Annotated in this window: 11 protein-coding genes and 1 pseudogene; 11 read left to right on the top strand and 1 reads right to left on the bottom strand. The window is 48.6% G+C overall.

All coding sequences use genetic code 11. The annotated features are described in order from the left end of the window. The 8 genes and pseudogenes from mtnA to AC1WIP_RS05220 form a co-directional block, all read left to right on the top strand. Positions 1-177, top strand: a pseudogene (gene mtnA, locus AC1WIP_RS05185) (S-methyl-5-thioribose-1-phosphate isomerase); the annotation flags it as partial. Between the two features lie 6 nt (positions 178-183). Then, the gene (locus tag AC1WIP_RS05190) at positions 184-1,134 is read left to right on the top strand and encodes a glycoside hydrolase family 43 protein (protein WP_481140822.1); all 951 of its coding nucleotides are present in this window, start codon (positions 184-186) and stop codon (positions 1,132-1,134) included. Continuing rightward, complete coding sequence (locus tag AC1WIP_RS05195; RefSeq protein ID WP_481140823.1) at positions 1,124-1,792, top strand: YkgJ family cysteine cluster protein; 669 nt, start codon at positions 1,124-1,126, stop codon at positions 1,790-1,792. Before AC1WIP_RS05190 ends, AC1WIP_RS05195 begins: the two co-directional genes overlap by 11 nt. 65 nt (positions 1,793-1,857) lie before the next feature. After that, positions 1,858-3,186: a phosphoadenosine phosphosulfate reductase gene (locus AC1WIP_RS05200; RefSeq protein WP_481140824.1), complete on the top strand. Its 1,329-nt coding sequence runs from the start codon at positions 1,858-1,860 to the stop codon at positions 3,184-3,186. A gap of 2 nt (positions 3,187-3,188) precedes the next feature. Then, positions 3,189-3,716, top strand: a complete 528-nt coding sequence (locus AC1WIP_RS05205; protein ID WP_481140825.1) for an IbrB-like domain-containing protein — start codon at positions 3,189-3,191, stop codon at positions 3,714-3,716. A gap of 114 nt (positions 3,717-3,830) precedes the next feature. Further along, the gene (pckA, locus tag AC1WIP_RS05210; RefSeq protein ID WP_481140826.1) at positions 3,831-5,438 is read left to right on the top strand and encodes a phosphoenolpyruvate carboxykinase (ATP); all 1,608 of its coding nucleotides are present in this window, start codon (positions 3,831-3,833) and stop codon (positions 5,436-5,438) included. Between the two features lie 128 nt (positions 5,439-5,566). Next, positions 5,567-6,640: a DUF3829 domain-containing protein gene (locus AC1WIP_RS05215; protein ID WP_481140827.1), complete on the top strand. Its 1,074-nt coding sequence runs from the start codon at positions 5,567-5,569 to the stop codon at positions 6,638-6,640. A 169-nt stretch (positions 6,641-6,809) separates the two neighbouring features. Further along, on the top strand, positions 6,810-8,054 hold the full coding sequence (locus AC1WIP_RS05220) for a glycerate kinase type-2 family protein (RefSeq protein ID WP_481140828.1): 1,245 nt from the start codon (positions 6,810-6,812) through the stop codon (positions 8,052-8,054). A gap of 9 nt (positions 8,055-8,063) precedes the next feature. Here AC1WIP_RS05220 and AC1WIP_RS05225 read toward each other — a convergent pair whose 3' ends face one another. Beyond that, positions 8,064-8,960, bottom strand: coding sequence for a LysR family transcriptional regulator (locus AC1WIP_RS05225; RefSeq protein WP_481140829.1), 897 nt, complete (start codon positions 8,958-8,960; stop codon positions 8,064-8,066). A gap of 118 nt (positions 8,961-9,078) precedes the next feature. On the opposite strand from AC1WIP_RS05225, the gene AC1WIP_RS05230 reads away from it, so the two are divergent. From AC1WIP_RS05230 to AC1WIP_RS05240, 3 genes are all read left to right on the top strand, one after another. Beyond that, positions 9,079-9,582: a flavodoxin gene (locus AC1WIP_RS05230; protein ID WP_481140830.1), complete on the top strand. Its 504-nt coding sequence runs from the start codon at positions 9,079-9,081 to the stop codon at positions 9,580-9,582. A 106-nt stretch (positions 9,583-9,688) separates the two neighbouring features. Next, the gene (locus tag AC1WIP_RS05235) at positions 9,689-10,528 is read left to right on the top strand and encodes an aldo/keto reductase (RefSeq protein WP_481140831.1); all 840 of its coding nucleotides are present in this window, start codon (positions 9,689-9,691) and stop codon (positions 10,526-10,528) included. Positions 10,529-11,016: 488 nt separating this feature from the next. Further along, positions 11,017-11,730: EamA family transporter (locus AC1WIP_RS05240; RefSeq protein WP_481140832.1), on the top strand; the 714-nt coding region annotated here is incomplete at its 3' end.

Below are 11,730 nucleotides of genomic sequence, written 5' to 3' on the forward strand. Positions count from 1 at the left end.
ATGTGGTATAAAGAGCCCATGGCTCCCAAGGGAGTAAAGGTGTACAATCCGGCCTTTGATGTGACAGACCATGAGCTTATTTCGGGGATCATCACGGAGTACGGCGTCGCCAGAGCTCCTTACACGGAGAGCTTAAGGGCTGTCATGGACAGAAAAGAAAAGGGGGAGGAATTGTAAAAGACCATGAAGGAAGCGGGATATTTGTTTGCCCATTTTATTGGGGAGGAAAAGGACGGGGAGCAGATTTATTTCTCCCTGAGCAGGGACGGACTGCACTGGCAGGATTTAAACCAGGGAAGGCCTGTGCTGAGAAGCAACGTGGGAGAGCGGGGGGCAAGGGACCCCTTCCTGCTTCGTTCCCCCTTTCCGGAAAAGGAAGGGGAAAAATATTACCTGATTGCAACGGATCTTCGCATAGAAGCCGGAAAGGGGTGGGAGGCCGCACAGTATGAGGGAAGCAGGGATATTCTGGTGTGGGAATCCCTCGATCTTGTGCATTGGATGGGGCCTTTTCCCCGCACAGTCGGCGTGGAGGGCGCAGGCTGTGTCTGGGCGCCGGAGGCTGTTTATGATGACGAAAAGGATGCTGTGCTGGTTTTTTGGGCCTCCATGGTAAAGCTTGCAGGGGATACCAATCCCAAGCAGAGGATATACGGGGCATATACAAGAAATTTCCGGGAATTTACAGAGCCCTTTGTGTTTCTGGAGAAGGAGAATCATGTGATAGACAGCACCATCATTCATGTCAAAGAGGGCTATTACCGTTACACAAAGGATGAAACTACCAAGCGTATTTGTGTGGATTTTGGCAGGACCCTGGAGCCGGCGGCCTTTGTGGAGCTGGAGAGCCCGGAGCTTGCACAGCTGTATGGTGTGGAGGGGCCGGAAATCTTTCCGTTAAATCACACCCAGGGATGGTGTCTGATGGTGGACAGGTTTGCCCAGGGGAAGGGTTATCTGCCTTTGGTGACGGACCGGCTTTCCTCGGGAAGGTTCCGCATTCTGGGGTCGGAGGAGTTTGATATGGGTAAAACAAAAAAGCGCCATGGAGGCATTCTGGGCATCACAGAGGAAGAATACCAGGCGCTGGTGGCTGCATGGCCGGGAAAGGATGGGAGGAAGAATGAGGCGTAATGTTACTTTGGAGGAAATATCAGATGGAAGGCTCTATGGACCAAACGACATGGTGAAAGCGGACGCTCAGGGCTGTGCAGGCTGTTCTAAGTGCTGTCAGGGTATGGGAAATTCCATCATTTTAGACCCTTACGACGTTTTCCGGCTGACCACCGGATTAAAATGCTCCATGGAGGAGCTTTTAGAAAAATATGCACAGCTTAACGTGGGGGACGGCGTAATTCTGCCAAATCTCAGGATGATGGGTAAGGAAGAACGCTGTCCCTTTTTGAGTGCGAAAGAGCGCTGCAGCATACATCCTCTTCGCCCGGGAGTCTGCAGGCTGTTTCCGCTGGGAAGATACTATGAAAACGGGTCTTTTCGTTATTTTCTGCAGACCGGAGAGTGTACAGCCCTGCGCACTAAGGTGAAGGTGAGCAAATGGATTGACACGCCGGATGGAAAACGGAACCAGGAATTTATCATTACATGGCATTATCTGCTGAAAGAGGTTGAGGAGCTGCTTTGGGAAAATGGGGAGGATTCTCTTTGCAGGAACCTGAATCTTTTTCTTTTGAACACCTTTTATTTTGCGCCCTATGCTTTGGAGGACTTTTATTCCCAGTTTGAAGAAAGGCTTGCGCGATTCCGGCAGGTGGTGCCGAAAAGGGAATTTTAATTTGTATTTTGTCGAATTCTGTGTTACCATAATTACCAAAATATGGAAACAGACAGGGAGTAAAAATGAAACGTGAATATCTGTCGCAAAATGTGTATGATGCACTGCAGCTGAGACTTCACTTTCTGTTTGAGGAATTCGACAACATATTTGTATCCTTCTCGGGAGGGAAGGACAGCGGACTGCTTTTAAATCTCGTTCTGGATTTTCGAAGAAAATATTATCCCAATCGGGAAATCGGGGTTTTTCATCAGGATTTTGAGGCGCAGTATACTGTGACTACGGAATATGTGGAGCGTACCTTTGAGCGGATTAAGGATGAAGTGGAGCCCTACTGGGTGTGCCTTCCCATGGCTACCAGGACGGCGCTAAGCAGCTATGAGATGTATTGGTATCCGTGGGACGATACCAAGGAAGCCTCATGGGTGCGCCCTATGCCTGAACACCCCTATGTAATCAATCTGAAAAATAATCCCATAACCACCTACCGCTACCGGATGCACCAGGAGGACCTGGCAAAGCAGTTCGGACGGTGGTATCGTCTCTCCCACAAAAACAGAAAGACAGTGTGTCTTTTGGGAATTCGTGCGGAGGAATCTCTTCAGCGATACAGCGGCATTCTCAACAAAAAATACGGCTACAAGGGAACCTGCTGGATCAGCAGACAGTTTAAGGAGGTCTGGTGCGCCTCTCCTATGTATGACTGGTCTGTAGGGGACGTATGGCATGCCAACTATCTGTTTCAATATGATTACAATCGTCTGTATGATCTTTACTATATGGCGGGGCTTAAGCCGGAGCAGATGCGGGTGGCTTCTCCCTTTAACGACTATGCCAAGGACAGCCTGAATTTATACCGGGTAATTGATCCCCAGATATGGGTGAAGCTGGTAGGGAGAGTGCGGGGGGCAAATTTTGCCGCTATCTATGGAAAGACCAAAGCCATGGGCTATAAAAACGTGACGCTGCCCGAGGGGCATACCTGGGAGTCCTATACCCGGTTCCTTCTGGCTACGCTCCCGGCGCGCCTTAGACAAAATTATATCAATAAGTTTCAAGCCTCTATACGCTTCTGGCACAATGTGGGAGGAGGACTGGAGGAGGAAACTATCAGAGAGCTGGAGGAGCATGGCTACCAGATCCGGCGAAACGGTGTCTCCAATTATACCGTCATGAAAAATTCCAGAGTGATATTTTTGGGAAAGATTCCCGACAATACGGATGATATAAAGTCCACGAAGGACATTCCCAGCTGGAAAAGAATGTGCTTCTGTATTTTGAAAAACGATCATATCTGCCGTTTTATGGGCTTTGGACTGACCAGAGAGCAGCAAAAGAATGTGAATCTTCTCAAAAGCAAGTACAGCCAGGTGATTGAAGGACAAGGAGTATAGCCATGACATTCGTAAGCCCTGTTTATAACGTGATTTCCGTTCCTATAGAGAAAATAGAGCCCAACACTTACAATCCAAACGCAGTGGCGCCTCCCGAAATGAAGCTCCTCTACGACAGCATCAAGGAGGATGGGTATACCATGCCCATTGTCTGCTACCACGATGAGGAGAAGGATACCTATGTGATTGTAGACGGCTTCCACCGCTACCGGATTATGCTGGATTATCCCGACATCTATGAGAGAGAGAAGGGCAGAATGCCTGTTTCTGTTATAGATAAGCCCATGGACTGCCGGATGGCCAGCACCATCCGACACAATCGGGCCAGGGGCTCTCACGATGTGGACCTTATGAGCAATATCATAAAGGAGCTTCATGAGCTGGGTCGATCCGACGCATGGATATCCAAGCATCTGGGTATGGATAAGGATGAGATACTGCGGCTTAAGCAGATTACCGGCCTTACCGCATTGTTCCGGGATGTAAATTTCGGAAAGGCATGGAGAGTGATGGACGATGAGGAATCTTAACATTTAATAAAACAAAGCGATTTTTTGTTGATTTAATTGGCTGATTATGTATAATTAAGGATAGGGAAGCGGGAAGTTCCGTTTCTACATAAAGAAAAGAGAGGTTAAATGCAGATGGCAGAAATTAATTTAAGCAAGTATGGCATTACAGGAACCACAGAGATTGTGCACAATCCTTCTTATGAAGTATTGTTTGAAGAAGAAACCAAACCGGAGCTGACAGGCTATGAAAAGGGACAGGTCAGCGAGCTTGGCGCAGTGAATGTAATGACCGGTGAATATACAGGACGTTCTCCTAAGGATAAGTTTATCGTTATGGATGAGAATTCAAAGGACACTGTCTGGTGGACCTCTGACGAGTATAAAAACGACAATCATCCCGCTACGCAGGAAGCATGGAAAACGGTGAAGGAAATCGCGCTGAAGGAGCTTTCCAACAAAAAGCTTTACGTGGTGGACGCATTCTGCGGTGCAAACAAGGATACCCGCATGGCAATCCGTTTCATCGTTGAGGTGGCATGGCAGGCTCACTTTGTTACCAATATGTTCATTCAGCCCACTGCAGAGGAGCTTGAGAATTTTGAGCCTGACTTTGTTGTATACAATGCCTCCAAGGCAAAGGTTGAAAATTACAAGGAGCTGGGCCTGAACTCTGAGACCGCAGTTATGTTCAATATTACAAGCCGTGAGCAGGTAATTGTGAACACATGGTACGGCGGAGAGATGAAGAAGGGTATGTTCTCCATGATGAATTATTATCTGCCGCTTAAGGGCATCGCTTCCATGCACTGCTCTGCAAACACAGATATGAACGGCGAGAATACCGCAATCTTCTTCGGCCTTTCCGGAACAGGCAAGACCACCCTTTCCACAGACCCCAAGCGTCTTTTGATCGGTGATGACGAGCACGGCTGGGATGACAACGGCGTATTTAACTTTGAGGGCGGCTGCTACGCAAAGGTAATTGATCTGGACAAGGATTCTGAGCCTGACATCTACAATGCAATCAAGAGAAACGCTCTTTTGGAGAACGTAACTCTGGATGCGGACGGCAAGATCGACTTTACCGATAAGAGCGTAACAGAGAATACTCGTGTGTCCTATCCCATTGACCACATTGAGAAGATTGTACGTCCTGTATCCTCTGCACCGGCGGCTAAGAATGTAATTTTCCTGTCCGCAGACGCATTTGGCGTACTTCCTCCTGTATCCATTCTGACACCGGAGCAGACCCAGTATTATTTCCTGTCCGGCTTTACCGCAAAGCTTGCAGGTACGGAGCGCGGCATCACAGAGCCCACCCCTACCTTCTCCGCTTGCTTCGGACAGGCATTCCTTGAGCTGCATCCTACAAAGTATGCAGAGGAGCTTGTAAAGAGAATGGAGATGAGCGGCGCCAAGGCTTATCTGGTAAATACCGGCTGGAACGGCACGGGCAAGCGTATTTCCATCCGTGACACCCGCGGTATCATTGACGCTATCTTAAACGGTGACATTCTCAATGCACCTACCAAGAAGATTCCGTACTTCAACATTGAGGTTCCTACGGAGCTTCCCGGTGTGGATACCAATATTCTGGATCCCCGCGATACCTACGCAGATGCTTCCGAGTGGGAGACAAAGGCGAAGGATCTTGCCCAGAGATTCATCAAGAATTTTGCAAAATATGAGGGCAGCGACGCTGGAAAAGCGCTGGTTGCAGCTGGTCCTCAGGTTTCATAAAAGAACTTCGGGCTGCTTTTTATCGGGTGTGATACCTTTCACACCCGATTTTTTCAGGGGATGTGCTGCAAGTCGTGGCGTCCGCTGCTGGAAACGATAGAAAAATGAAAGAATAGGAGAATGAGGGGATGAGAAAAAATAAGGGTATTTTTCCCATAGCCGCTATGGCCTTGTCTGCAGCCGTTCTTTTGACCGGCTGTCAGAATATGGAAACAGGAGCTTTAAGAAGGGGTGCAGATCAGGGCCAGACAACGGAAGGCACTGCAGACCAAGCTCAGGAGGAAGCGTCTGCTGATGAGACTGTGGCGGAAGCTTCCACAGAGCAGGCAGTGAATGAAATCGATCCGGAGACTATGGATCTGATCAAGTATAACATCTATGTGGAGATGAATAACTACATGGCGGAGCTGCTGGAAAATATCAGCAACTATTATCTGGTAGTTGAGTACGCAGATGAATTCAGCTTTGTGGCGGACAGCCCCTATGAATACAAGTACGGGATTTCCTATTTTAACAGCGATATCATTGATGATGCACTGGCGGTATCAGAGATGGAGCCGGATTTTGGAACCTTGGATCAGCTTACGGCAGAAATTGCGGAGCCCATGCGGTCCTTGATGGATGGCTTCGATGGGATTGCCTCAAGCAGTGATGTGGCAGAAAACCAGTACGCCAAGGCAAAGGAATTCCACACGGTGATTCAAGCCAATGCAGAGGCTTTTGCAGAGCTGGCTTATCAGTATATGGATGAAATTTCTGCTTTGGCTGACGAGCGCATAGCCAAGGATGAGGAGAACATGCTGGCGGAGGGCAGAGTGATTATCTATAATGCCAGCCATGCCATCACAGTGGCACAGAAGCTGTTGAACGAGTGCTATGCGCAGGGTGTGTATGACGACAACATCACGGAGCTGGATTTGACGCCCATCCGTCCTTTGTATGAAGAGCTGGCAGCTACTGTGGCCGCTTACGATGAGGCGGTGCAGGATAAGAACCAGCTTATGGCGGAATCTCTCGGAGAGACCCCCATGTATGGGCTTTTGGGAAGCCTGGTTCAGTCGGTGGAGTGGATGATAAGCCAGGTGGAGAGCGGAGTGCCTATTGAGGAGCCGGGACGGGAATATCTGGGCGGCATCATTCATATTGAAGAGGTGCTTGATGACTGTATCGATCAATACAATACTGTATTTGTGGATGGTTGATAAAAATACGCCGTTTGCAGCGCGTGGCGCCAAACGGCGTATTTTATGTTTAAGGAAGCTGGCGTAAAAGACATATGGTCATGAAAAAGCCTTGATGCGACAATAGAAATCGCCTGCGCGAATTTCTATTGCGCGATTCCTGCGCTGCGCTTCGGAATGGAGGGAGAAAATGAGCGTACTTCGGGATGCACAGGAGATCATAAAAGCCGCGATCCGGCAGGTTCTTCCGGGGGAGAGCGTGAAAAGGGAATTGCAAGGGTATCAGCCGCCTGCCGGAAGGCTGTATGTGGTTTCTGTGGGGAAAGCCGCCTATACTATGGCCGCCGCTGCAAAAGAAGTGCTTGGGGAAAAGATTCACAGTGGAATTGTCATTACCAAGTATGGCCATATAAAGGGTGAGCTGGAGGGCTTTTCCTGCTTTGAGGGAGGACATCCGACACCGGATGAAAATTCCTTTCTGGCCGCCGAAAAAGCGCTGGAGCTGACGAAAAATCTGACAAGAGAGGACGAAGTGCTCTTTCTGCTCTCCGGGGGCGCCTCCGCCCTATTTGAAAAACCCATGATTTCGGGGGAAGAGCTTTTGGATATCACAAAGCAGCTTTTAGCCTGTGGGGCAGATATCACGGAGATAAACATTGTGCGCAAGCATTTATCCTGTGTAAAGGGAGGGCGGTTTGCCAGGTGGTGTATGCCTGCTCATGTGCATTCAGTCATATTGAGCGATGTGGTGGGAGGCCGCCTGGACAGCATAGGCTCCGGCCCTGCCTGTGAAGATTTGAGCACAAGCGGCCAGGCCATGGAGATCGTGAAAAAATACGGGATACGGCTAAGCGGAGAGGCGGAAAATGCCCTCAGACAGGAAACACCGGAAAGATTGGAAAACACCAGCTATTGTATGATTGGAGATGTGAAGCTTTTGTGCGAAGCAGCTGCGGGCAAATGCCGGGAGCTTGGCTATGAGACACAGATTTTGACAGATTCTTTAAGCTGTGAGGCAAAGGAGGCAGGTTCCTTTTTGTCCGCGATTGCCAGAACCCATGATAAGACAGGAAAGAGCCTTGCCTTTATTGCAGGAGGAGAAACCGTAGTACATCTGTCGGGCACAGGAAAGGGAGGAAGAAATCAGGAGCTGGCTCTTTCAGCGGCGGAGGGACTTATGGGGCTTCATGAGGTGTGCATTTTCAGCGTGGGCTCTGACGGAACGGACGGCCCCACGGACGCGGCAGGAGGAATTGTGGATGCGCATACCGCCAGCAGGCTGAAAGCCGTGGGAATAGACATTTACCAGACATTAAGGGATAACAATGCTTATTATGCGCTGCAGGCGGCGGACGGGCTTGTGGTTACGGGGCCCACAGGAACCAATGTAAACGATGTTGCGGTGCTGCTTATCAAAAGGCAGGAGCGGGCATAAATGCTCAGGTCAATCAAAATTCGTCAGGGCTTTTGCAGCCTTTACCAATCTCAGCACGTCATCGGGCGCATCCAGACTATAGAGCAGACCGTAGGGGATATTGTAATTCCAGTTTACCGGAAGGGTGACAAGCCCCGGGTGAACCTCCGTCCAGCATTCTATAGTCAGGAGCGCCTTTCCTGTCTGTGCACAACGGTTAAACACGGAGAGATCATAAAAGGGAGGCGTGTCCTCAATCTGTATTTTTGGATGATTTTTCTCTATATCATTTCTGATGAAATCATTTGTCCCGGAATCTCCGCGCTGCACCATCATCAGAGTCTCCCCATACAAATCTTCTATATCTATGCGGCTTTTTTGGGCAAGCCTGTGTTCTCTTGAGACCGCTATCATTTTTTGATACTGGCCAAGGGGCAGAAAATGACAGCGGGCAAGCCATTCCTTTGAGTCGCACACGCCGATCAGGAAGTCAAATTTTTCTCCCAGCTTTTCAATCTCTGATAAAATACCCTCATGATTGTCCTCAAAAGGGACAAGATGGAGCTTATACTGGGGAAAGTCCTTGTTCACACGATACCATAAATCCATAAAGGGCTTTGCGGGGTTTAACAGGGAGGTGCCCACGCAGAAGGTAGTGTCGTCTGCATAAAGGGCCGCTTTTGCGCTGGCAATGGACTTTTTGGAATAGTCCATCAAAAACTTTGCGTCACGGTAAATAACGGTTCCGGCCTGAGTCAGGCGGATTCCGGACGGAGAGCGCTCAATGAGCTTTAAACCCAGGTGCTCCTCCAGGGAATTCATTTGTTTCATAACGGCGGTGGGGGAAATAAACAGAAGTTCCGCCGCCTTGGTAAAGCTGCCGCAGTCGCAGACGGCAATAAAGGTATCTAAAAGTGGATTGTACACAGCAGTCCTCCCATAAAAAGCATAAACTACCAGTTTATACAATAATAACAGATTGGAGATTCCGTGTCAAGAAAGGTACTGTTATAATAAAAACACAAAAGGATAAGGAGGGAAGGAAATGTCAAAAAAATTGATTGCCTTTTATTCCAGAGCCGGTGAGAATTATGTAAACGGCATGCTTAAGACTCTGGATGTGGGCAACACAGAAGTGGCCGCAGGTATGATCAAAGAGTTGACAGGTGCGGATATGTTCAAAATTGAGCAGATTCAGGATTATCCAAAAGGCTATAACGAGTGCATCGCACAGGCACAGGCGGATCAGAAGCGTGACGCCCGTCCGGAGCTTAAGGCTTATCCTGACAGCATTGACGAATATGATACCATTTATCTGGGGTATCCCAATTACTGGAGCACCATGCCTATGGCTGTATTTACTTTTCTGGAGCATTTTGACTTCAGCGGCAAAACCATCAAGCCCTTTTGCACCCATGAAGGAAGCGGAATGGGAAGCAGCGAGAGCGATATCAAACGGCTGTGCCCAAAAGCAAAGGTGGAAAAGGGACTTGCAATTCACGGAGGAAGCGTGAACCGTTCCAGGAAGGATATTGAAAAATGGATTTAAAGGAAGCTGTTGCGGTGTTTGGTGTAAACGGCAAAAACGAGTGGTGCGAGCCGGTTGACCAGAAGGAATAGAAAGCGTTGAAGGAAGAATAGGAGGAGACCTGGATATGGAATATGTTACATTAAACAATGGGGTAAAAATGCCGGTGCTGGGCTATGGAGTTTATCAGGTAGACCCCGCCGAGGCAGAAAGGTGTGTTCTGGACGCCATAAGCGTGGGATATCGTTCTATTGATACGGCCCAGGCCTATGCAAATGAGGAGGGCGTAGGAAATGCCATTGCAAAGTGCGGCGTGCCCAGAGAGGAGCTTTTTATCACCACAAAGGTATGGATCAGCAATGCAGGCTATGAAAAGGCCAAGGCGTCCATTGAAGAATCTCTGGCCAAGCTGCAGACGTCATATATTGATCTGCTGCTGATTCATCAGCCCTTTGGAGATTATTACGGAACCTACCGGGCTATGGAGGAAGCGTACAAGGAGGGCAAGGTACGGGCCATCGGAGTATCTAATTTCTATCCCGACAGATTTTTGGACCTGCATCATTTTGCAGAGATCAAACCTGCTGTGAATCAGGTGGAGACCCATGTGTTCCAGCAGCAGAAGCTGGCTAAGGAATATCTGAAGAAGAACGGCGCCCAGATCGAATCCTGGGGACCCTTTGCGGAGGGAAAGAACGATTACTTCAACAATCCTGTGCTGAAGGAGATCGGCGCGGCCCATGGAAAGACCACGGCTCAGACAGCCCTGAGGTTTTTGATTCAAAGCGATGTGGTCGTTATCCCTAAATCCACCCATAAGGAAAGGATGGAGGAGAATTTCAATGTCTTTGACTTTGAGCTGACGCCGGAGGAGATGTCCAGAATCGAAGAGCTGGACGGAGGAGAAAGCCTGTTTTTCTCCCACTATGATCCCAAGACAGTGGAGTGGTTTCTGACCTTAGTATAGAATATAAAATAGAAAGAGCGCAGCCTTTGTCCGGGGACTGCGCTCTTACTTTTCATAGGATTTTCCTTTTATGCGAAGCAATCATAATTTTTCTGTTTCCAAATATATTGTAGGCTTAAAGTACATTGACTGTAAAATGCAAGTTGGGTATGATGATATAAATAAGAGTCATACCCTGGAAAGAAGGAGTGCCCATGATCGAAATCTTTTTATTAGAGCAGCTTACAGCGTTTGCCAAATGGGGTACCTTGACCCGGGCTGCATAAGAGCTGCATATGAAACAGCCGACTCTGAGCAGATCTATGAAAAAGCTGGAGCAGACAGTCGCATTCGACAGAAGATGGCCTGTCTCCAGTTAGAAAAGCTAAAATACCATTCCATTTTTAATGCCATACATTCAAAAGGGGAGAGTAAAAACAAGGATTTTCAGGTATTATGATAATAGATTCGCATAAAAGGAAAACTGCGGATGGAAAAGGGAGAAAATTATGTGGATTATATTTGCATTTGGTTCCGCAATATTCGCGGGCATAACAGCTATTCTGGCAAAGTGTGGGATTCGCAAGACGGATTCTACCGTGGCCACGGCCATACGCACCATCGTTGTGCTGATTTTTTCCTGGCTGATGGTTTTTGCGGTGGGATCACAGGGGCAGATTGGCGCCATAAGCAGCAGATCATGGCTGTTTTTGATTTTGTCCGGGATGGCTACCGGAGCTTCCTGGCTGTGCTACTTCAAGGCACTGCAGATGGGCGATATCAATAAGGTGGTTCCGGTTGACAAGTCCAGTGTGATTTTGACCATTCTGCTGGCCTTTGTGCTTTTACACGAGGAAATCAATGTGCCCAAGGCAATAGGCGTTGTCCTGATCGGCATAGGAACCTATCTGATGATCGAAAGAAAGAAGGAGATGGCAAACCAGCAGGGAAAAAGAAATTCCTGGTTTCTTTATGCTGCAGGCTCCGCTGTCTTTGCCAGCCTGACCTCTATTTTAGGTAAAATCGGAATCAGCGATGTGGAATCCAATCTGGGAACGGCAGTGCGCACAGGCGTTGTGCTTTTGATGGCCTGGATTATGGTATTTGTGACAGGCAGACAGCGGGCGGTGAAAGAGACCTCTCCCAGGGAGCTGCTCTTTATTATATTGTCCGGGATAGCTACCGGGGCTTCCTGGCTTTGCTATTACAGGGCTCTGCAGGAT

The organism is Acetatifactor sp., from assembly GCF_982438285.1.

Excerpts from the sequence above, each read along its gene's own strand:
- AC1WIP_RS05190 (WP_481140822.1), top strand. The coding sequence starts at position 184 with ATGAAGGAAGCGGGATATTTGTTTGCCCATTTTATTGGGGAGGAAAAG.
- AC1WIP_RS05195 (WP_481140823.1), top strand. The coding sequence starts at position 1,124 with ATGAGGCGTAATGTTACTTTGGAGGAAATATCAGATGGAAGGCTCTAT.
- AC1WIP_RS05200 (WP_481140824.1), top strand. The coding sequence starts at position 1,858 with ATGAAACGTGAATATCTGTCGCAAAATGTGTATGATGCACTGCAGCTG.
- AC1WIP_RS05205 (WP_481140825.1), top strand. The coding sequence starts at position 3,189 with ATGACATTCGTAAGCCCTGTTTATAACGTGATTTCCGTTCCTATAGAG.
- pckA (WP_481140826.1), top strand. The coding sequence starts at position 3,831 with ATGGCAGAAATTAATTTAAGCAAGTATGGCATTACAGGAACCACAGAG.
- AC1WIP_RS05215 (WP_481140827.1), top strand. The coding sequence starts at position 5,567 with ATGAGAAAAAATAAGGGTATTTTTCCCATAGCCGCTATGGCCTTGTCT.
- AC1WIP_RS05220 (WP_481140828.1), top strand. The coding sequence starts at position 6,810 with ATGAGCGTACTTCGGGATGCACAGGAGATCATAAAAGCCGCGATCCGG.
- AC1WIP_RS05230 (WP_481140830.1), top strand. The coding sequence starts at position 9,079 with ATGTCAAAAAAATTGATTGCCTTTTATTCCAGAGCCGGTGAGAATTAT.
- AC1WIP_RS05235 (WP_481140831.1), top strand. The coding sequence starts at position 9,689 with ATGGAATATGTTACATTAAACAATGGGGTAAAAATGCCGGTGCTGGGC.